The organism is Egicoccus halophilus (assembly GCF_004300825.1).
GTDB lineage: Bacteria > Actinomycetota > Nitriliruptoria > Nitriliruptorales > Nitriliruptoraceae > Egicoccus > Egicoccus halophilus.
The window spans coordinates 3,606,959-3,627,174 of the sequence record NZ_CP036250.1 but is presented as its reverse complement, the minus strand read 5'-3'; the positions used below and the strand labels follow the sequence as shown (position 1 = coordinate 3,627,174).

Sequence of the window (20,216 nt, the reverse complement as noted above, 5' to 3'; positions counted from 1 at the left end):
GTCGGACGACGTCGACCACGACGAGGGCGGCCCCGCGGGGCCGCCCTTCGCGTCGCCCGCCGGGCCGGCGGGGCGGGTCAGGTCGGCCGAGCGTGCAGCGAGGCCGGCTCCGACACGCGCGGCGCGCCGGTGCCCTCCAGCAGGGCGGCAGTGGCCCAGGCGGGCACGGCGTCGCCGACGGCCGGGGCGTCGTCGCTCCCACCGGCGTCCGAGGGCGCCGCCGGGGTCAGCGCGACCACCAGCGCCGCGAGGTCCGCGGGCGTCGGGGCGCCGGAGCGCACCTCGAGACGTCCGAGCGACGGGTCCGGGTCCACGACACGCCTTCCGTCCATGGGCACGTCTAGAGGGGGATGTTGCCGTGCTTGCGCGGCGGCCGCTGCTCGCGCTTGGTCCGGGCGAAGCGCAACGCCTTGACGAGCTCCACGCGCGTACGGGAGGGCTCGATGACGGCGTCGACGTAGCCACGCTCGGCGGCGCGCCACGGGTTGGCCAGGTCGCGGGCGTAGCGCTCCTCGAACTCGGCGTGCAGCGCGTCGGGGTCCTCGGCCGCCTCGAGCTCGCGCCGGTGCAGGATGCTCACGGCCCCCTTGGCGCCCATGACGGCGATCTCGGCGGTGGGCCACGCGAGGTTGACGTCGGCGCCCAGGTGCTTGGACCCCATGACGTCGTACGCGCCGCCGTAGGCCTTGCGCACGATCACGGTCAGCTTCGGCACCGACGCCTCGGCGTAGGCGTACAGCAGCTTGGCGCCGTGGCGGATGATGCCGCCGTACTCCTGGTCGGTGCCGGGCAGGAAGCCGGGCACGTCCACGAAGGTCACGACGGGGACGTTGAACGCGTCGCAGAAACGCACGAACCGGGCCGCCTTCTCCGAGGCGTCGATGTCGAGCACGCCCGCGAGGTAGGCCGGCTGGTTGCCCACCACGCCGACGGACTGTCCGTCGAGGCGGGCGAGCCCGACCACGATGTTCTCCGCGTACAGCGGGTGGACCTCGAGGAACTCGGCCTCGTCGACGACGGCGCGGACCACGTCGCGCACGTCGTAGGGCTGGTTGGAGGAGTCCGGGACGAAGGTGTCGAGTTCCTCGACGAGGCGGTCGGGGTCGTCGTCGGTGTCGACGACCGGTGGCAGCTCGAGGTTGTTGGCCGGCAGGAAGCTCAGCAGGTACTTGATGTCCTCGAGGCAGGACTCCTCGTCCTCGGCCGCGAAGTGCGCCACCCCGGACTTGGTGGCGTGCGACATCGCACCGCCGAGCTGCTCCATCGTGACGTCCTCACCGGTGACCGTCTTGATGACGTTCGGACCGGTGATGAACATGTGCGAGGTGTCCTTCACCATGAACACGAAGTCGGTGATGGCAGGCGAGTAGACCGCCCCGCCGGCGCACGGGCCCATGATCGCCGAGATCTGGGGAACCACTCCCGAGGCGCGGACGTTGCGCTGGAAGATGTCGCCGTACCCGCCCAGCGACACGACGCCCTCCTGGATGCGGGCACCGCCGGAGTCGTTGAGGCCGACGACCGGCACGCCCATCTTGACGGCCAGGTCCATGATCTTGACGATCTTGGCGGCGAAGACCTCGCCGAGCGAGCCACCGAACGCGGTGAAGTCCTGGCTGAACACGCACACCCGCCGGCCGTCGATGGTGCCGTGGCCGGTGACGACGCCGTCGCCGAGGATCCGCTTGTCCTCGAGACCGAAACCGCTGGCGCGGTGGACGGCGAAGGCATCGGTCTCGGTGAACGAGCCCTCGTCGAGCAGCAGGTCGATGCGCTCGCGGGCCGTGAGTTTGCCGCGGTCGTGCTGCTTGGCGACGGCTTCGTCGCCGCCACCGGCGGCCGCTTCGGCCTGCCGACGGCGCAGCTCCTCGAGCTTGTCCTTCGTGGTCTGGGCCACGTGAGAGCCTCCCGGGCGACGCTGGCGCTGGCGCGTGGCGACGGGGCGTCGTCGTCGCACGGTCGGGCATCCTAGCCTTCCGCCTCCTTCGGACCCCGAGCCGGGAGCAGCGGCGTGGCAGGACGGCTGGCGCGACACGAACGGGTGGCGGCGGTGCTGGCGGGTCCGTTGCCGTTCTCCCGGCTCCTCGAGGTCGAACGGACCACCTCCACCTCCGATCTCGCGCTCGAGCGCGTGCGTGCCGGTGACGGCCCGGGGTTGGTCGTGGTCGCCGACCGGCAGACCGCGGGCCGCGGACGGCAGGGGCGCCGGTGGCTCGACGGGCCCGGGCCACAGGCCTCACTGCTGCTGACGGCGGTGGCGGCGACCCCTCCGGTGCACCCGACACTGGTACCCCTGGCCGCCGGCCTGGCCAGCGTGGACGCCGTGCGTTCCGCCGGCGCCGACCCGGCGCTCAAGTGGCCCAACGACGTCCTGCTCGGGGGCCGCAAGGCCGCCGGCATCCTGGTCGAGCAACACCGCGTGGAGGGCCGGGGGATGGTCCTGGTCGGGATCGGCATCGACGTGGACTGGCGCGGGGTCGCGCGTGACGACGAGCGCGCGGGGTGGACGAGCGTCGCCGAGGCGACGGGGGCCCCGGTGGACCGCGGCGGGGTGCTCGCCGACGTGCTGCGGGGGCTGGCGGCCTGGCTGCACGCGGTGGCGGCCGACCCGCTGCGGCTGCTGGTCGCCTACCGCGAGGTCTGCGCCACGATCGGCGCCGAGGTGACCGTCGACCTCCCCGACGGCTCGCGTCTGTCCGGGCGCGCGGTGGACCTCGATCCCGACGGTCGCCTGGTCGTCGACACCGGCGCGCGGCAACTCGCCGTTGGCGCCGGGGACGTCCACCACGTCCGCTGAGCGTCGAACGTCCGCCCGCGGGGCGCGGGAGGTCCGGGCGCGGAGCGACGCGGGCTGGCGAGGTAGTTGGACGTCCTAGTATCCTGCCGGGACGCCGTTGGAGGGAGCCGTCGTGGCGCTGTCGTTCTCGTTGAGCCCGGAGCAGGAAGAATTCCGCAAGGTCGTCCGGCGCTTCGCCGACGAGGTCATCGCGCCCGCCGCCGACGAGATGAACGCCCAGGCGCGCTTCCCGGTGGAGATCGTGCGCCAGATGGGCGGGCTCGGGCTGTTCGGCATCCCGTTCTCGTCGAAGTACGACGGCATGGACGGCGACTACCTCACGTTGTGCCTGGCCATCGAGGAGCTCGGCCGGGTCGACCAGTCGATGGGCATCACGCTCGAGGCCGGTGTCGGGCTCGGGGCCGCGCCGATCGACGAGTTCGGCACCGACGAGCAGAAGCAGCGGTGGCTGCCCGAGCTCTGCCGCGGCGAGAAGCTCGGTGGCTTCGGGCTGACCGAGCCGGGCGGCGGCTCCGACGTGTTCGGCGCGACCCGGACCCGCGCCGTGCAGGACGGCGACTCCTGGGTCATCAACGGCGGCAAGGTGTTCATCACCAACTCCGGCACCGAGATGACCTCGATCGTCACCGTCACCGCCTTCACCGGCGAGGACGAGATGACCTCGATCGTGGTGCCGGTCGACACCCCAGGGTTCTCGGTCGCGCCGCCCTACCGCAAGGTCGGCTGGCACGCCTCGGACACGCGCGAGCTGATCCTCGAGGACGTCCGCGTCCCGGTGGCCAACACGCTCGGTGAGCGGGGCGCCGGCTTCCGCCAGTTCCTCAAGACGCTCGACGACGGCCGGATCGCGATCTCCGCGCTGGCCGTGGGCCTCATCCAGGGCTGCGTCGACGAGTGCGTGCGCTACGCACAGGAGCGCGAGGCGTTCGGCAAGCCGATCGCCAAGCAGCAGGCGCTGGCGTTCAAGATCGCCGACCTCGAGGTCGCCGCCCAGACCGCCCGGCAGATGTACTACCTGGCGTGCTGGCGCAAGATGGAGGGTCTGCCCTACAAGCGCGAGGCGTCGATCAGCAAGCTGTTCTCCTCCGAGCAGGCCGTGACCGCCGCCCGCGAGGCGACGCAGGTGTTCGGTGGGTACGGCTTCACCACCGAGTACCGCGTCGGGCGCTTCTACCAGGACGCCAAGATCCTGGAGATCGGTGAGGGCACCAGCGAGGTGCAGCGGATGCTCATCGCCCGCTCGCTGGGCCTGTAGCCACACAGGACGTGCGAGGCACCGCCGGTCCATCGGCCGGCGGCGCCTCGCGTCGTACGCTCAGCGCTGGCTGTCGCGCATCGACCCCTGGAGCGTCGAGCCGTCGAGCGCGAACAGGGCACAGGTCGCGGTCCGGTCACCGAGCCGCCAGGAGTCCGCGGTCGGCCACATCGGGAACAGGTCGAGTTCGGACTCCTCGTAGGCGAGGCCGACGAAGGCGTCGAACGCCGGGAGGCACGCGGCGTCGACCTGCGTGAAGATCTCCTCCTCGCTCGGCAGCGACTCGCCGGTGAGCTCGAACTCGTGGAACACCTCGTTGTCGTGCGGCTCGGTGCACGGCACACCGGCGACCGCCTCGAACTGGACGGTCTCGTCGGTCTCGAAGGTGCCCTCGTCGTCGAAGCAGTCGCCGACCCGCAGGTCGTCGGCCGTGACGGCGCCCGCCTCGACGATCGCGCCGTCGTCGTCGCGGTCGGCCTGGCCGAAGACGCTGAAGGCGCCGATGCCGAGCACGACCACGGGAACGGCGAACCGTGCCAGGCCGCGCAGGCGGTCGGCGGTGGTGCGGTCGGGCTGAGGGCCGGTAGGAAGGGGCGCCTGGTCGCCGGGGGCGACGTCGGGGCCGGGCTGGCCCGGCGGCGTGGGCGGTGGTGGTGTGGTCACGTGGGCGTCAGCACCTCGTCGGGCGGCCCGCGGGGTGCGACGCCGGTCGCTCCAGTATCGGCCGAAGGTTCACCATCTTCAGGAGTTCTGCAGTCGGTGTGCGGCCGCGGCGCGCCGCCGTCGTGAACCGGCGCGAGCGCACCGGCCGTAGTCTGGCCGCCAGCCCCGCCGACGACCGAGGTGACCTCCGTGGCCGACAAGTACACGTCACTGATGGCTCTGGTGCTCGACGAGCCGCTGGAGGAGGTCGGCACGCTCGTCAAGGCGGCCGGCCAGGCCAAGGACCTCGACCGAGGCGCACCCGTGCGTGGCGCGGGCGAGCTCGCCTACGAGGTGCACTGGGGCGGCCGGATGCAGAAGGCGGTCGTCCGTGCCTGCAACGCCGAGCGTGACGGCGCCCCACTGCTACGGACCGAGGCCTACATCGGCGACGACGGGCTCGAGCACGGCATGCAACGCCAGGCCCAGCTGTTGCAGGCGCTGTCGCGCCAGTTGCGGGGTCGGGTCCGCGGCGTGCGGGACCTGACCGGCGACGCCGATCGCGACGCGGCGTGGATGAACCGCCTGGCGATCGGGGCCGTCCGGCACGACGACGGCATCGTGACCCGCGCGGAGGGCGAGGGCACCTGGTGGGTGCGTACCCACGGCGCGGCCCGCTTCGACGTCCCGGACCTCGAGGTCTACGGGCTCAACGCCGCGCAGGTGTCGGCGGCCGAGGTCGCGATCGAGCACGTGCACACCCAGCTGCTGCGGGTGGGCCTGCGGGGTGAGCTGTCGTTGCCCGACGGTACGCCCGTGCGCCTGGTGCCGGTCCTCGAGGCCTGGCAGCACGTGCCGCTGGACTGGCCCGGGGTCGGCAAGGCCGGCCAGGAGCGCGGGCCCGGACTCGACGGCCCACGCGCGACCCTGTCGGTCCTGCACCGTCCCCGGCTCGGGCGCTACAAGACCGACATCGACGGGGTGATCGACAAGCTGCCCGCCGGCGCGGCGTAGCACCGGACGGCGCGGCCCCGAGCGGCTCGTTCAGTCCTCGTCGAGGTCCTCGGGCTCGATCCAGCCCTCCTCGCCCTCGGGGCGCTGGTCGCCGCAGAGCACCCGCAGGCGCGGTGCGCCCTCCTCGGGGCCCATGGCCAGCAGGCGGTCGCCGGCCTGCAGCGACCGGGAACGCCGGGGTCGGTAGACCCAGCGCTCGCTGCGCTGGATCGCCAGGACCTCCATGCCGGTCTCCGTGTGGATCTGCAGTTCGCCCAGGGTGTGGCCCTCGGCGGGGCTGCCCGTCGCGACGATCGCCTCGGCGACGATCTCGTCGGCCTCGGACAACGCGGCCGCGATGATCGGGTGCGGCGGTCCCTCGTCCTCGATGACCCGGGTCATGGACTGGGCGGCGTCGACGATGCGCTCGGACGAGGAGGCGAGGTGGATCAGTCCGCGCAGCTCGTCGGGGTCGTCGAGTTCCGCGGCGGCGCGCAGCACCCATCCCTCGAGCTGGTGGTAGAGCTCGTCGGACTTGTCCTCGATGACCGCGACCTCGGCGGCCAGCGACTGGTCGCGGAGCAGGATCGCGGAGTAGGCCAACCCGACCGCGACCTCGGAGGCGTTCTTGAGTTCGACGATGACGTCCACGGCCCGGTCGAGGTTGGACAGCTTGGCGCGCTTGGGCGGCGGTGGGAAGTGCCGGGGCGTGCCGCCCGCGAGCTCGCGGGCGTGGTCGACGCCCTCGGGCGGGCCCTGCAGGAACAGCACGTCGCCCTCGCGCAGCACCTCCTCGGGTTCGGGTCCGTAGAGCCAGTCGACGTCGCGACGGATCGCGATCACCCACATCCCGGTGCGGGCCGGCAGCTCGAGATCGCGCAGCGACGCGCTGGCCAGCTGGTTCTCCTCGCGGATCTTGACCCGCGCGGTGACCTCGGTGGCGTGGCGCAGGTCGTCACGCAGTTCGCCCGGGACGCCGAGGTCCTTGAGCACCACCCGGGCGATGTCCTCGGCGGCGTCGGCGATGCCCTCGATCGACACCGCCATGGACAGCACGCCGGCCAGCCGGTCGGCGTCGTCGGGTGTCCGGGCCGCGATCATACACACGGCACGGAGGTCGACGAGCAGCTCGTCGACCTGGTCCTCGAGGCGCAACACCTCGCGGGCCAGGGACTCGTCGCCGAAGAAGATCGCGGCGTACGCGAGGTCCACCATCAGCTCGGCCGCGTCCTTCGCGCCGACCAGCAGTTCCTTGACCGTCTTGCGCGTCCTCATGTCAACCCACCTGCAGGATCGTGATCGCCGCGACCAGACAGATGACCCCCGCCAGGTCCATGGTCGCGGTCACCACGGGGATCCCGTGGTTGTCGGGGTCGAACCCGAAGCGGAACGAGGTCGTCGCCGCGGCGTACGCGGCCGCGGCCAGCACGAAGACGGCGAACAGTCCGGCCAGCCACGTCACCCCCAGCATCGACAGCAGCGGCAGCGGGTCGACGTTGGGCACCAGCACCGCCGCGAGCCAGCCGGCCGCCCCCACGCCGGTGAAGGCGAGGAACGCCAGCAGCACGGTGAGGGAGAAGTCGAGGCTGGCCAGCTTGCCCGGCAGCAGCCGCGGCTCCAAGAGGCCGACGTGCAGCTTCGAGGCCAGGCGGCTCGAGAGCATGCCGCCGAGCGATCCGCAGTTGGCGATGAAGGGCGGGATCAGCACCAGCAGGGCCGGGGCGCTGAACTGCTCCTCGGCGCGGGACTCGACGACGATGCCGGCCATGACGTCGATCGAGACGGCGATGGTGAGCACGATCATCGACTCGCGCACGATCCGGCGGATCATGGCGTCGTCGCGGCGGGCGCCCAGCACGACCGCGACGACCCCGACGACCAGTCCGAGGGCGCCGACGGCCATGGCGACCGGTTCGACGGCGAGGACCAGGCTGCCGACCAGCAGCGCCGGCAGGGTCACGAGGTCGCCGGCGGCCGTGATGATGGGGGCACCGACGTCGTCCATGGACCAGCCACGCAGGTTGCTGCGGCGGGCCATCCAGATCACGACGAAGAACAGGACGAGCGACGACAGCAACCCGCCGATCAGCGAGATCGCCACGAGGTCGAGCAGCGGCACCGTCCGCAGGCCGAGGGCGACCGAGATGGCCCAGGCGAGCACACCGGCCTGCGTGGCGGTGGCGAACGACAGGATGGTCGCCGCCTCGATCTGGCGGCCGAGGTAGCTGCGCCGGCGCAGTTCTGGCTCGAACTCCCCGGTCAGGATGCCGGTCGAGAGTCGGGAACCGAGCGCGCCGAAGATCGAGCCGCGCATGCCGATCGCGGCGGGAATCAGCGCGAGCAGGCCGGGGATGTCCTCGAGCCGCGCCTCGGCCGACATGAGCACCACACCGGCGATGATCGTCGCGAACAGTCCGATGCCGAGCGCGCTCGCGCCGGCCCGGATGCTGCGCGACTCCTGCATCCAGTAGCCGCGCACCTCGTTGATCGGGATGCCCAGCAGCCGGCCGAGCACCTTCAACGGCCGGGGCGCGGGAGGCAGCGGCACGCCGCGACGACGACTGGGCACGTTGGCGGCCTTCCTCGTCGATGGCGGACGTGCACGCCGGCGGAGCCTAACGACCGCCGGTCGCGCCGAGGTGTGCGTCGATGAACTCCCGGGCACGCCGGCTCATTATCCTGGGCACATGACGACCTACACCGCGCCCATCCGTGACATCCGCTACGTGCTCGAGCACGTGACGCCGCTGCGGGAGCTGACCGCGCTGCCGGCGTTCGCCCATGCCGAGCCCGACCTGGTCGCCGGACTGCTCGAGGAGGTGGGCCGATTCTCCGCGCAGGCGATCGCCCCCACCAACCGCGACGGTGACCAGCACGGCGCCACGCTCGACGGCGACCGCGTCGTGCTGCCCGACAGCTTCAAGAAGGTGTACGACCAGTACGTCGAGGCCGGCTGGGGCACGCTGCAGCATCCCACCGAGTTCGGCGGTGGCGGTTTCCCGCTGACCGTCGCCAACGCGGCCAAGGAGACCATCAACAGCGCGAACCTGGCGTTCTCCCTGGGGCCGCTGCTCACGACCGGAGCGGTCTACCTGCTGACCCACCACGGCTCCGCCGAACAGCAGCAGACCTACCTGCCCAAGATGGTCACCGGCGAGTGGGCCGGCACGATGAACCTGACCGAGCCCCAGGCCGGCTCCGACGTCGGGGCCGTGACCACCAGGGCCGTCCCGGCCGACGACGGCAGCTACCGCATCACCGGGCAGAAGATCTACATCACCTTCGGTGAGCACGAGCTGACCGAGAACATCGTGCACCTCGTGCTGGCCCGCCTGCCCGACGCGCCACCCGGGACCAAGGGCATCAGCCTGTTCCTCGTGCCGAAGTTCCTGGTGAACGACGACGGCAGTCTCGGGGAGCGCAACGACGTCTCCGTGGTGTCGCTCGAGCACAAGCTGGGCATCCACGCCTCGCCGACGTGCGTGATGGCGTACGGCGAGGACGGCGAGGGGGCGGTCGGCTATCTCGTCGGCGAGCCGCACACCGGCATGCGCGGCATGTTCACCATGATGAACGACGCCCGGCTCGGGGTGGGCATCCAGGGACTGGCCATCGCCGAGCGTGCCTACCAGCAGGCCCTGGCGTACGCCCAGGAGCGCCGCCAGGGCCGCGGGCCGACCTCGGCTCCCGGCGAACAGGCCCCGATCATCGAGCACGCCGACGTGCGGCGCATGCTGTTGACCATGAAGGCCAACATCGAGGCCATGCGGGCCCTGTGCTACGCCAACGCACACGCGCTCGACCTGGCCCACGGCGCCGACGACCCGGTCGTGCGCGAGCAGCAGCAGAAGCTGGCCGACCTGCTCACGCCGCTGTCCAAGGCGTGGTGCACCGACCTCGGGGTGGAGCTGACCTCCCTGGCCGTGCAGGTCCACGGCGGTATGGGCTACGTCGAGGAGACCGGGGTGGCCCAGCACTTCCGCGACGCCCGGATCGCGCCGATCTACGAGGGGACCAACGGCATCCAGGCCCTCGACCTCGTCGGGCGCAAGCTGCCCTACGACGGTGGCGCCTACGTCAAGGGCGTCCTGGGCGAGATCCGGGACACCGTCGACGCGCTGCCGGAGGAGTTGGGCACCGTGGCCGTCAACCTCGGCGACGCGCTCGACGCGCTGCAGGAGGCCACCGACTGGATCTTCGCCCAGCGGGAGACGCCCAACGAGGTGTTCGCCGGCGCGACGCCCTACCTGCGCATGTTCGCGACCGTGGTCGGCGGGTGGCTGCTCGCCCGCGGCGCCGTCAGCGCCTCCGCCGCCATCGCCTCGGGGGACACCGGCACGTTCGACGCCGAGTTCCTCCAGGCCAAGCTGACGACCACGCGGTTCTTCGCCGAGCAGGTCCTGCCGACCGTCCGCGGCCTGCAGCCGTCGGTCACCGCCGGCTCCCGGGACCTGTACGCGTTGACGCCGGCGCTGCTCGCGCCCTAGCCGTCGACCGCGGCCACGGGAAGGTGGCGCACCGGGTTCACGCCCAGTGCGCCACCTTCTCGCCGTCCGCGGCCGAACGTGGCACACCCGGCTGCAACAGCACGGTCGGACGGGCCGCGAGCAGCGGACGGGCCGCCAGGGCGACCAGCACGAGCTCCGACGGCAGGTCGGTGTCGGCATCGAGTCCGAGCGTGCCGCCGGCACCGAGCAGTGACGCGGCCGCGGTGAGCACCTCGGCCTGGGTGAGCACGCGGCGGGCGGTCACGATCGCCGGCAGCTCGGCCGCGGCCCGTGGCGGCGGAGGCTGATCGGGGAACGACTGCACGGCGCTGACCCAGGCCTCGCCGACGACCTCGGCGACCGGTGCGCCGTCGACCGAGGCGCCGATCCACAACACGTCGTCGGCGGTCGTCGGCGCGCGGCGACCCTCCTGGACGACGGCTGCCGGCGCGTCGCCGTCCAGGGTGACGGCCACGCCGGCCCACCAGGCCGCCAGGGCGACGGCGACCAACGGCCAGCCGGGGTCGAGATCGACACGCAGCCGGTCTCCCGGCTCGAGCAGCAGGTCCAGTTCGAGCAGCGAGGCCCCCTTGGCGGCCCACTGGGCCAACGAGACGATCCCCTGCTCGTCGCGGCGCTCGGGCCCGTACACGGTGACGGCCGGGCGGGACCCGAGTTCGTCCCTGGCCCGGGCCAGCGCGTCGGCGAGGTGGCCGGGTGCGGGGCGGGGGGAGGAGGGCGGGGCGAGCTGCACCGGTAACCTTCGTCGGCGGTAGGTCGATGCTACCGTCGGCAGCGGAACCACCGTCCGTTCGCGGATCCCGTCCGGGTGGGATCGGGACCGCCGTGTTCGCCGGCAGCCCGTGCCCCAGCGGTCGGTCCGCACCTCCTCGTCGCACGTGAGGCTGTGCCCCGGTGCCCGGATCCCGTCAGCTCGTGTTCTCCTCGTCGCGCCGTGCTCCACGGGCGCGCTGGACGCGTGTCCTGCGATGGGTGGTCGTGCTCGCGGTGCTGGTGGCGGCCGCCATCGGGCTGACGGCCGCGTCGCTGTACGGCTACGCCTGGTGGCAGCTCGGCGCCGACGACATCCCCGTGCTGCTCGACGACACCCGGGCGTTGGGGGTCGAGGGCGCGACCGCCCCGGCGGACGCGACCACCCTGCTGGTCACGACGACCGCCGAGCGGGACCCGACCGTCCCACGCGGTCCGGAACTGGTCGCGCCGGTGTGGTTGGTGCAGGTCGGTGGACCCCGTGACGTCCCCGCCGTGCTGCTGCTGCCCGAGGACCTGCCGGTACACGCCGACGGGGACGGCGCGCGCACGCTCGCCGAGGTCCAGCTCGCCGGTGACAGCAGCGCCATGGTGGGCGTCGTGACCGACTACACCGGGGTCCGTATCGACCACGTCGTCAGCGTCGAGGACGACGCGCTGCCGACGCTCGTGGGGCATCTCGGCCCGGTGCCCGTGTGCGACGACGCCGCCGGATGCCACGAGATCCAGGCCGAGGAGGCCCGCCGGCAGCTCACGGAGGCGACACCCGAGGCCCGCGCCGCACGCACCGCCGAACTGCTGCGTGGTCTGGCGGCCAACGCCCGGCCGGGCGAGCTGTTGCGCTCCCCGCTGGCGACCAAGCGCAGCATCGACACGGTCGCCGCCGTCCACACCGACGTGTCGTTGCGCGGGACCCAGGTGCTCGACCTGGCGCGCACGCTCGAGCACGGACCGCCCCCGGAGGTCACCACCCTGCCGATCCTCCGCAACCCGCAGACCGGTTCGAGCGTCTTGTTGGAACAGGCCGAGACGCTGTTCCAACGCTTCGCCGAAGGCGCGCCGCTGGACGGGGTCACCGGCGACGAGGGTCTGCAGGAGACGATCGGGGAGGTACCGGTGGCGGTGTTGAACGCGGCGGGGATCGACGGACTGGCCGGACGTGTCGAGGCGCGCCTGACGGCGGCCGGCTTCCGGGTCGTGGGTACGGGCAACGCCGTCTTCGAGGAGGGGGCACCCACGGTCGTGCGCTACCGCGCGGACGATGCGGCCGCCGAGGCGACCGCGATCCTGCTCGCCGAGCGCCTGCCGGACGCACGACTGGAGTCGGCGGACCCGCTGCCCGACTTCGAAGGGGAACCCGTCGGCGTGCAGGTGCTCGCCGGGGCGAATCTCGACGATGGAGCGTGACCGACGTGCTGGTGGGTGCTGATCCGGGTCCGTGGGGGCCCAACGTCCGCGGCGGCCGTCGCTGGCGGCTGCTGCGGCGTCTGTCGACCGTGCTGGGCGTGGCCGTGCTGGTCGCGGGAACCGGTATGGGGACCACCGGCGTGCTGCTGCTGCGGCAGGCCGAGGCGAGCCTGACCCGGGTCGAGGTCCCACAGTTGACCACCGCGGAGGAGCCGTCCGACGCCCGCCACTTCCTGCTGGTCGGTTCCGACTCGCGCGACGGCCTCAGCGACGAACAGCGCGCGCGTCTGACGCTGGGGCAGTTCGACGGGCAACGCAGCGACACCGTCATCTACGTGTCGATCAGCGAGGACCGCAGCGCCGTGTCGCTGGTCAGCCTCCCGCGCGACCTGCTGGTCAACGACGGCAACCAGCAGCGCAAGCTGACCGAGACCTACGCCGGCGGGCCCGACCGGCTGGTCAGCGTGCTGCAGGACAACTTCGGTCTGCCCGTCAACCACTACGCCGAGGTGTCGCTCGGCGGGTTCCTCGGGGTGGTCGACACGTTGGGCAGCGTGGAGCTGTGCCTCGACGAGCCGCTGCGCGACCGCAAGTCCGGCGCGGACTTCACCGCCGGTTGCCACGACATGGAGCCCGAGCAGGCGCTGTCCTACGTCCGCTCGCGTCAGGGCGCGTTCGGCGACTACGAGCGCATCGCCCGCCAGCAGCAGTTCCTCAAGGGCATGCTGCGCGAACTGACCGACGCGCAGGTCCTCACCGACGTCCCGCGCCTGTTCCGCCTCGTCGACGAGGTCGGGCGCAACGTCACCACCGACGACAACCTCGGACTCGCCGAGATGCGCGCCGTGGCACAGGAGATGCGCCAGGTCGTCGACGCCGGGGTGCCGATGGTCACCGTGCCGGCGTTCCCCCGCAACATCGACGGCATCGAGTTCATGGTCGCCTACCGGCCCGGTACCGAGGCGATGTTCGACCGACTCCGCCAGGGCGTCCCGCTGCTCGACGCCGGCACCCGCGACCAGCGCGTCGAGGTCGACGTCGCCGTGGTCTCGGGTGGGCGGATGACCGGCGCGGGGATCGTGGGCTCGGTGTTGCAGTTCGTCGGGTTCCCGGTGGTCGCGGCCGGCAACGGAGGTTCGCAACTCGACGCGGGCCCGACCACGACGATCTACCAGCTCCCCGGTCACGAGGACCAGGCCGAGTGGGTGGCGAGCTTCCTGGGGGCACCGATCCGCAACCTGCCACCCGGCGTGAGCGCTCCCGTTGGTGCCGAGGTGCTGGTCGCGGTCGGCGACGACGCCGCCGCGTGAACCGGAGCTGACCGTGGGGTCCGGTGACCGACGGGCGCCGTCGACGGCCGTGGTGGTGGTCTCGCACCAGACCCGCGCCCACGCGCTCGCGTGCCTGGACACGCTGGCGGACGCCGGGGCCGACGAGGTCGTCGTGGTCGACACCGGCTCGAACGACGGCACCGTGGAGGCGGTCTGCGCCGCCCACCCGGAGGTGCGGGTGCTCGCGGTCGCCAACGTCGGCTTCGGTCGCGGCGCGAACCTCGGTGTGGCCGCGACCGGCGCACCGGTCGTGGTGGTCGCCAACGCCGACGTGCGCTTCGCCCCCGACAGCGTGCGCGAGCTCGCCCGGTGCCTGGCCGACGCGCCCGACGTCGCCGCCGTCGGCCCGCAGGTGCGCTACCCCGACGGCCGCCCGCAGGCCTCGGCCCGCCGGTTGCCCTCGATCGGCACCGCGGTCGGCCACGCGGTGCTGGCGCGCCTCTGGCCCGGCAACCCCTGGACCCGCCGCTACCGGGCGACCGACCGGGACCCGCAGCAGCCGCGCGACGTCGACTGGCTCTCGGGCTGTGCACTCGGGCTGCGGCGGGCCGCCTTCGACGCGATCGGGGGCTTCGATCCCGCCTACTTCCTCTACGTCGAGGACGTCGACCTCGGCGTGCGCCTGCGGCGGGCCGGCTGGCGGCTGCGCTACGAGCCCTCGGCCTCGGTCGTCCACGGCGTCGGTGCCTCCACCTCCCGGCGACGGCGGACCTGGTCGCTGGTCACCCACGCCCGCAGCCTGGACCGCTTCTACGGCCGCCATCTCGCGACCACCCGGCCGCGACGGCTGGCGCGGCCACTGGTGCGGGCCGGGCTCGTCGGGTGGGTCGTCGCGACCCTCGTCCTCGAGCGCCTGCTCGGGCGGGGGCGCAGCACCACCGGGGAGTGAGGGCCCGGGTACGGTTCGACGCCCGTGTCCCCTCTCTCGGCAAGCGAGCGACATCGGTGACCGCAGTCCGTGAGGCCATGATCGTCGCCGGGGGCGCCGGCTCGCGGCTGCGGCCGTTGACCGAGACGACGCCCAAGCCCCTGCTGCCCTTCTGCGGCGGGCCGTTCCTCGAGGGGGTCGTGCTGCGACTCGCCGCGGTCGGCGTCGACCGGGTCCTGCTGGTGGTCGGTGCCGACACGGCGCCGTTCGAGACCTTCGCCGGCAGCTTCCGCGACCGTGGGGTGCAGGTCGAGGTCGTCCCCGAACCCGAGCCGCTCGACACCGCCGGTGGGGTGCGCAGCGCGCTGGACCGGGTGAGTGGCACCTTCCTCGTCCTCAACGGCGACATCCTCACCGACGTGGACCTGGCGGCGGCGATGACGACCCACCGACGTACGGACGCCGATGCGACGCTGGTGCTGACGCGGGTCGAGGACACCTCCTCGTTCGGGGTGTGTGTGCTGGACGGCGACCGCATCACCGACTTCGTCGAGAAGCCGACCCCCGGTTCGCTTCCCGGGCAGGACACGGTCAACGCCGGCACCTACGTGCTCGAGCCGGATGCCCTGGCACGCTTCCCCGACGGTCGTCTCAGCTTCGAGCGCACCGTGTTCCCGGACCTGGTGGCCACCGGTGCGGCGGTGCACGGCCACGTCGGCGAGGCGGTGTGGGCCGACCTCGGCACACCGGAACGGTTCCTCGCCGGGCAGCGCCTGGCGTTGCGGGGGGCGCTCGCGTGGCCGACGTTGCAGGCCGTCGACGACGACGGGCACGGGGTGCGCGTCGCTGCGGGGGCCGTGGTCGAGCCCGGCGCGCAGCTCGAGGGGCCGGTGCTCGTGCAGACCGGCGCCCGCGTCGAGACCGGTGCCCAGGTCGGGCCCGACGTCGTGCTCGGCCCGGGGGTGCAGGTGGCTGCCGGCGCCCGGCTGCGGGACACGGCCTTGTTCGCCAGCAGTGTGGTCGAGGCGGACGTGCACGCCGAGGGGCTGCTCGCCGGCACCGGGGTCCGGCTCGGGCGGGGGGTTCGCGCCGGCCGAGGGGTCGTGCTCGGCGACGGTCAACGCATCGCCGCGCACACCGAACTGACGCCGGGCCTGCGACGTCCCGCGCCCGGAGCGTGAGCACGCGGCCGTGGTAGAACCGCCCCTCGAACACCGGACGCCGACCGTCGTCGACGGGGCTGGCGGGGCGTCCCTGCTCGCCGGTCGGCGTCCCGGACCGGTCGATCCGTCGTGGCGGTGCACTCGATGACCCTGCATCCCCCGTTCGACGAGCCCGCCGCTCGCCGCGCGGCGCGCGCGGCCTCGGGCAAGCTCATCGAGCTGTGGCGGGCACGTGAGCTGCTGTTCCAGCTGGTGCGCAAGGAGCTCAAGGTCCGCTACAAGAACTCGACGCTCGGGTTCCTGTGGTCGATGATCACCCCGGTGCTGATGACCATCGTCTTCAGCGTCGTGTTCACCCTGGTGGTGCCGATCCCCGTCGACGACTTCCCGGCCTTCTTCGTGGCCGGCTACCTGCTGTGGCAGTTCTTCCAGAACTCCTGCCGGGGGGGCACCGACTCGATCGTCGGCAACGGCGACCTCGTCAAGAAGGTCTACTTCCCGCGCGAGGTGCTGCCGCTGTCGCACGTGCTGAGCCAGCTCGTCCACCTGCTGCTGGCGCTGCTCGTCATCAGCCCGTTCCTGATCTACACCCGTGGCCTCGGCGTGCTCACGCACCTGCCGGCGACGCTGCTCGCGGTGGTGCTGCTGGCGGTCTTCACCAGCGGTGCGGCGATGTGGTTCGCCGGCGTCAACGTCGCCTTCCGCGACCTGCAGGAGCTGTTCATCGTCATCTTCCAGGTGTGGTTCTACGCCACCCCGGTGCTCTACCCGCTGGCCCTGGTGCAGGCGTCACCGGCCCTGGACCGGCAGTCACTGGGGTGGGTCCCGACCGCGCTGCAGTTCAACCCGATGACGTGGTTCGTGGAGGTGTTCCGCGAGCCGCTGTACGGACCGGTCGTGCGGCGCGGGGTCGACGACATCGCCTCGTCCGCCCCCGGATGGCCGTCGCTGACCGCCCTGGGCATCGCGGCGGCGTACGCCGTCGCCGCGTTCGCCATCGGTTACGCGGTGTTCCTGCGTCGTTCGCGCACCTTCGCCAAGGAGGTGTGAGATGCGCCGCAGCATCGGCCAACTGGCCGGCATCCAGGTCGATCCGTCGCGTCCCGCGGTCGTCGTCGACGGCGTCTCGGAGACGTTCCGGCTGTTCCACGAGCGGCCCGGAGGACTCAAGGAGCGGCTCTACCGGCTGCGGCGGACGTCCTACACCGACTTCAACGCGGTCGAGGACGTCAGCTTCTCGATCGACCACGGCGAGTCGGTGGCCGTCGTCGGCCACAACGGGTCGGGCAAGTCGACGCTGCTGAAGCTGCTCGCGCGCATCCTGCCGCCCGACGAGGGCACGGTGGTCACCAACGGTCGGGTGGCCTCCCTGCTTGAGCTCGGTGCCGGCTTCCACGGCGACCTGACGGGCCGGGAGAACATCTACCTCAACGGGGCCATCCTGGGGCTCAACCGCGCCGAGATCGACGAGCGCTTCGACGAGATCGTCGACTTCGCCGGCATCCGTCCGTTGCTCGACACCGCGGTGCGCACCTACTCGTCCGGGCTCTACGTGCGTCTCGGCTTCGCCATCGCGGTCACCGTCGACCCGGACATCCTGCTGGTCGACGAGGTGCTGGCCGTCGGCGACGCGGAGTTCCAGGACCGCTCGCTCGAGCGCATGCGCACCTTCCGCGACGCGGGCAAGACGTTCGTGCTGGTCAGCCACGACCTCGACGCGGTCCGGGAGATGTGCGACCGGGCACTGGTCATGGAACACGGCCGGGTGGTGTTCGACGGCCCGGTCGCCGAAGGCGTCGAGCTGTACCGGCAGCGGGTCGCGTCCGCCTCGGCGCCGCCCGGACCGCGGCGTCGCGACGCGCGCCGGGTCCGCGTCGACGAGGTCGCGCTGGTCGGGCCCGACGGCCAGGTCGCCGACGAGATCGCACCCTCGACGCAGCTCACCGCCCGGGTGCGTCTGTGTGCCATCGCCGAGGTCGACGTGTGCAGTGTGGGGCTGATCGTCACCCGCGGTGACGGCACCCATCTCTACGAACTGCACACCACCTGGCAGGGCGTGGGCGTCGGTCCGCTCAGCGAGGGGCAGGAGGCGGTCGTGGACATGCGCTTCACCGCGCACCTGCTCGCCGGCCACTACGCCATCACGGTCTCCGTCACCGACGTCGCCGGCCGGGAGACCTGGGCCGTGCAACCCGACGCCGCCCGGTTCTCGGTCGCGCCGGCGCCCGGCGGCGCGGGGCTGGTCGACCTCGCGGCGACCACGTCGGTGTCGGAGGGGCCGGCGCGCCGGCTCAACGACGCGACCCAGACGGCACCGATCCCGCTGGCGCGCCTGGAGCGTCGCCGGCGCCTGAACCCGTGACCGACCGGTGAGGGTCGTCGCGCTGGTCGTCAGCTGGAACGCCGCCACGCAGCTGTCGGACTGCCTCGCGTCGCTCGACGCCCAGACCCATCGCGACCTCGAGGTGGTGGTGGTCGACAACGCCAGCGCGGACGGCACCGACGAGGTGCTCCGCGCGGCGATCGCCGCACCCCGTCGACATCCCTTGCGGGTCGTGCGCAATCACGCCAACCGCGGCTTCGCGGGAGCGGTGAACGACGGGCTCGACGCCACCGGGGACGTCGATGCCGTCCTGCTGTGCAACGTCGACGTGGACGCCGACCCGACCTTGGTCGAACGGTGTGTCGCCGTGCTCGCGGCCGACGAGCGGGTCGGGTCGGTGCAACCCAAGCTGCGGCGGTTCGTCGCGGCCGCCGACGGCACCGCCGTGCTCGACACCACCGGTCACGTGCTGACCGACGCCCGACTCGTGCGCAACCGCGGCGAGGGCGAGCGTGACGTCGGGCAGTACGACACTCCCGGCGAGGTCTTCGGCGCGTCCGGGGCGTTGGTCCTGCACCGACGGGCCATGCTGGACGACGTCGCCTGGCGGCGGCCCGACGGGCGCCGCGAGGTCCTCACCGAGGACCTGTTCGCCTACTTCGACGACGTGGAGCTCGACTGGCGGGCGCGGCTGCTCGGCTGGCGGGCCTGGTACGAGCCGGCGGCCGTCGGCCGACACGAGCGCGGCGGGTCCGGTGTGCGCCGGACGCCGACGGTCGAGGCCCTCAACTGGGCCAACCGGGTGCTGGTGGTCGCGACCTGCGACGACGCCCGCGCCCTGCGGCGCGTCGCGCCGCTGGTGACCGTCACCACGCTGCTCAAGACGCTCGAGCTGGCGCTGAGTGTGCCCTCGGCGCTCGGGCCGGCGCTGGGGCGACTGCGGTACCTGCGTGCCTGCGTCTGGCGGCGGCGGCAACTGCAGGCCCGGGCGCGCGTGCCGGCGGCCGCGGTCGTGTCCCGCTGGGTCGAGCCGTTCCGCTGGCGCCCGTGGGTGCGGACCTGGTGGCGGCGGGTCACCGGACGCGCGCTCGGGGTCTGACGCGACGCGGCCCGGACCGTCGCCGGTCCGGGCCGCGTCGCCGTGCGGGCGCGTCCTACTCGTCGGTCGCGTCGGCGTCGGTGTCCGCCGCGTCGTCCGCGTCGGTGTCCGGCGCGTCCGGAGCGGTGTCCTGCGCGGTGTCCTCGTCGGGCTGCTCGGCACCACCGGTGTCGATCTCGCCCTCCTCGGCCGAGTCGGTGGCGTCCTCGTCGGTCTCGACGCCGCCGTCGCTGGGCACACCCTCCATCAACTGGTCGTCGATCGGGGCCTCGACGTTGTCGCCGACCTCGATGTCCTCGTACTCGAGCACGTCCTCGGGGAACGGCCCGAACACCCGCTCGGGGGCGATGCCGTGCATGCCGAAGTGGTCGATGACGAACGCGTTGGCGACGTCCTCGTCCCAGGTGTCGCAGTCCATGGCGACGCCCCAGGCACGGAAGGCGATCGCCTGACCGGAGCTGATGCCCGGTTCGGTGTAGGGCGAGACGAAGATGCCGACGCCACCGCGGTCGACGCGGAAGCCGTTGGCGTTGAGGGTCTCGCTCCAGGTGCCCATCTCGTCGGTGACGCCCCCCTCGACCTGGTCCGGGTCGTACCAGGCGATGACGGACCCGTGCTCGAGGTTGTGGGTGGTCGAGCGCTCGTCGAGCTGGCTGCCGGCACCGGCGGTCACGAGCGGGTGGAACTGGACGGTGTGGGGACCCGAGTGGGTCGGACGCACGTCGCCGTAGATCGCGTCGGCGGCCGGCGCGGCGTTGGCCTCGAAGTGCGTGCGGTCGGGCAGCGGCTCCCGGTCGACGAGGACCTCGCACCCGGCGGCGGCGCGGGCGTCGGCGACCTCCTCGGAGTTGATCAGGATCGCCTCGTCGATGGCGGTGGGCCCGCCGAGGAAGGCCTGGAGCACCACGGCGCCCACGACACCGACGATCACGGCGGTGATGAGGCCGTTGCGGATCGTGGAGGTCTTGCGCTTCTTGGCGGCCTCGGCCTCCTGGCGCTTGCGCTCCTCGCGCGCCTGGTTGCGGCGCTCCTTGTTGGTGAGACGTTCGCGTTCGGCCACGGGGGCAACACCTCGTCGAG

The 20,216-nt window shown here is 72.6% G+C and carries 18 protein-coding genes; 11 read left to right on the top strand and 7 right to left on the bottom strand.

Going from position 1 to position 20,216, the window contains the following annotated elements; all coding sequences use genetic code 11:
• Positions 1 to 77 precede the first annotated feature (77 nt).
• Both ELR47_RS16520 and ELR47_RS16515 read right to left on the bottom strand, forming a co-directional pair.
• The gene (locus tag ELR47_RS16520) at positions 78 to 314 is read right to left on the bottom strand and encodes a hypothetical protein (protein WP_130650886.1); all 237 of its coding nucleotides are present in this window, start codon (positions 312 to 314) and stop codon (positions 78 to 80) included.
• Positions 315 to 340: 26 nt separating this feature from the next.
• Positions 341 to 1,897: an acyl-CoA carboxylase subunit beta gene (locus ELR47_RS16515; RefSeq protein ID WP_130650885.1), complete on the bottom strand. Its 1,557-nt coding sequence runs from the start codon at positions 1,895 to 1,897 to the stop codon at positions 341 to 343.
• Positions 1,898 to 2,011: 114 nt separating this feature from the next.
• On the opposite strand from ELR47_RS16515, the gene ELR47_RS16510 reads away from it, so the two are divergent.
• Together ELR47_RS16510 and ELR47_RS16505 are read left to right on the top strand one after the other, a co-directional pair.
• Entirely contained in the window at positions 2,012 to 2,797 is a 786-nt protein-coding gene (locus tag ELR47_RS16510; RefSeq protein ID WP_130650884.1) for a biotin--[acetyl-CoA-carboxylase] ligase, read from the top strand.
• 118 nt (positions 2,798 to 2,915) lie between these two features.
• Positions 2,916 to 4,052, top strand: coding sequence for an acyl-CoA dehydrogenase family protein (locus ELR47_RS16505; protein ID WP_370469408.1), 1,137 nt, complete (start codon positions 2,916 to 2,918; stop codon positions 4,050 to 4,052).
• 60 nt (positions 4,053 to 4,112) lie between these two features.
• Here ELR47_RS16505 and ELR47_RS16500 read toward each other — a convergent pair whose 3' ends face one another.
• Entirely contained in the window at positions 4,113 to 4,715 is a 603-nt protein-coding gene (locus ELR47_RS16500) for a septum formation family protein (RefSeq protein ID WP_130650882.1), read from the bottom strand.
• 189 nt (positions 4,716 to 4,904) lie between these two features.
• On the opposite strand from ELR47_RS16500, the gene ELR47_RS16495 reads away from it, so the two are divergent.
• Positions 4,905 to 5,708 (top strand): hypothetical protein, encoded by an 804-nt coding sequence (locus ELR47_RS16495; RefSeq protein WP_130650881.1) that lies wholly within the window; start codon positions 4,905 to 4,907, stop codon positions 5,706 to 5,708.
• 30 nt (positions 5,709 to 5,738) lie between these two features.
• On the opposite strand, the gene ELR47_RS16490 is transcribed toward ELR47_RS16495, so the two are convergent.
• Together ELR47_RS16490 and ELR47_RS16485 are read right to left on the bottom strand one after the other, a co-directional pair.
• Positions 5,739 to 6,962: a potassium channel family protein gene (locus ELR47_RS16490; RefSeq protein WP_130650880.1), complete on the bottom strand. Its 1,224-nt coding sequence runs from the start codon at positions 6,960 to 6,962 to the stop codon at positions 5,739 to 5,741.
• Between the two features lies 1 nt (position 6,963).
• Positions 6,964 to 8,256: a magnesium transporter gene (locus ELR47_RS16485; RefSeq protein WP_130650879.1), complete on the bottom strand. Its 1,293-nt coding sequence runs from the start codon at positions 8,254 to 8,256 to the stop codon at positions 6,964 to 6,966.
• A 118-nt stretch (positions 8,257 to 8,374) separates the two neighbouring features.
• On the opposite strand from ELR47_RS16485, the gene ELR47_RS16480 reads away from it, so the two are divergent.
• A complete protein-coding gene (locus tag ELR47_RS16480) occupies positions 8,375 to 10,174 on the top strand; it encodes an acyl-CoA dehydrogenase (RefSeq protein WP_130650878.1) in 1,800 nt (599 codons plus the stop codon).
• Between the two features lie 37 nt (positions 10,175 to 10,211).
• Here ELR47_RS16480 and ELR47_RS16475 read toward each other — a convergent pair whose 3' ends face one another.
• Positions 10,212 to 10,928: a hypothetical protein gene (locus ELR47_RS16475; protein WP_130650877.1), complete on the bottom strand. Its 717-nt coding sequence runs from the start codon at positions 10,926 to 10,928 to the stop codon at positions 10,212 to 10,214.
• A gap of 161 nt (positions 10,929 to 11,089) precedes the next feature.
• Between ELR47_RS16475 and ELR47_RS16470 the strand changes: the two genes are divergently transcribed.
• From ELR47_RS16470 to ELR47_RS16440, 7 genes are all read left to right on the top strand, one after another.
• Positions 11,090 to 12,352, top strand: coding sequence for an LCP family protein (locus ELR47_RS16470; RefSeq protein WP_130650876.1), 1,263 nt, complete (start codon positions 11,090 to 11,092; stop codon positions 12,350 to 12,352).
• Positions 12,349 to 13,662 carry an LCP family protein gene (locus tag ELR47_RS16465; protein WP_130650875.1) on the top strand — a complete coding sequence of 438 codons (1,314 nt, stop codon included), beginning with the start codon at positions 12,349 to 12,351 and terminating at the stop codon, positions 13,660 to 13,662. The genes ELR47_RS16470 and ELR47_RS16465 overlap by 4 nt, the downstream gene beginning before the upstream one ends.
• Before the next feature lie 13 nt (positions 13,663 to 13,675).
• On the top strand, positions 13,676 to 14,572 hold the full coding sequence (locus tag ELR47_RS16460) for a glycosyltransferase family 2 protein (RefSeq protein WP_165404152.1): 897 nt from the start codon (positions 13,676 to 13,678) through the stop codon (positions 14,570 to 14,572).
• A gap of 56 nt (positions 14,573 to 14,628) precedes the next feature.
• Positions 14,629 to 15,732, top strand: coding sequence for a nucleotidyltransferase family protein (locus tag ELR47_RS16455; protein WP_130650873.1), 1,104 nt, complete (start codon positions 14,629 to 14,631; stop codon positions 15,730 to 15,732).
• Between the two features lie 126 nt (positions 15,733 to 15,858).
• A complete protein-coding gene (locus ELR47_RS16450) occupies positions 15,859 to 16,764 on the top strand; it encodes an ABC transporter permease (protein WP_130650872.1) in 906 nt (301 codons plus the stop codon).
• Position 16,765: 1 nt separating this feature from the next.
• Complete coding sequence (locus tag ELR47_RS16445; RefSeq protein WP_130650871.1) at positions 16,766 to 18,076, top strand: ABC transporter ATP-binding protein; 1,311 nt, start codon at positions 16,766 to 16,768, stop codon at positions 18,074 to 18,076.
• Between the two features lie 7 nt (positions 18,077 to 18,083).
• Positions 18,084 to 19,136: a glycosyltransferase gene (locus ELR47_RS16440; RefSeq protein WP_130650870.1), complete on the top strand. Its 1,053-nt coding sequence runs from the start codon at positions 18,084 to 18,086 to the stop codon at positions 19,134 to 19,136.
• Between the two features lie 55 nt (positions 19,137 to 19,191).
• On the opposite strand, the gene ELR47_RS16435 is transcribed toward ELR47_RS16440, so the two are convergent.
• Complete coding sequence (locus ELR47_RS16435; protein WP_165404151.1) at positions 19,192 to 20,196, bottom strand: DUF3105 domain-containing protein; 1,005 nt, start codon at positions 20,194 to 20,196, stop codon at positions 19,192 to 19,194.
• Positions 20,197 to 20,216: the final 20 nt, after the last annotated feature.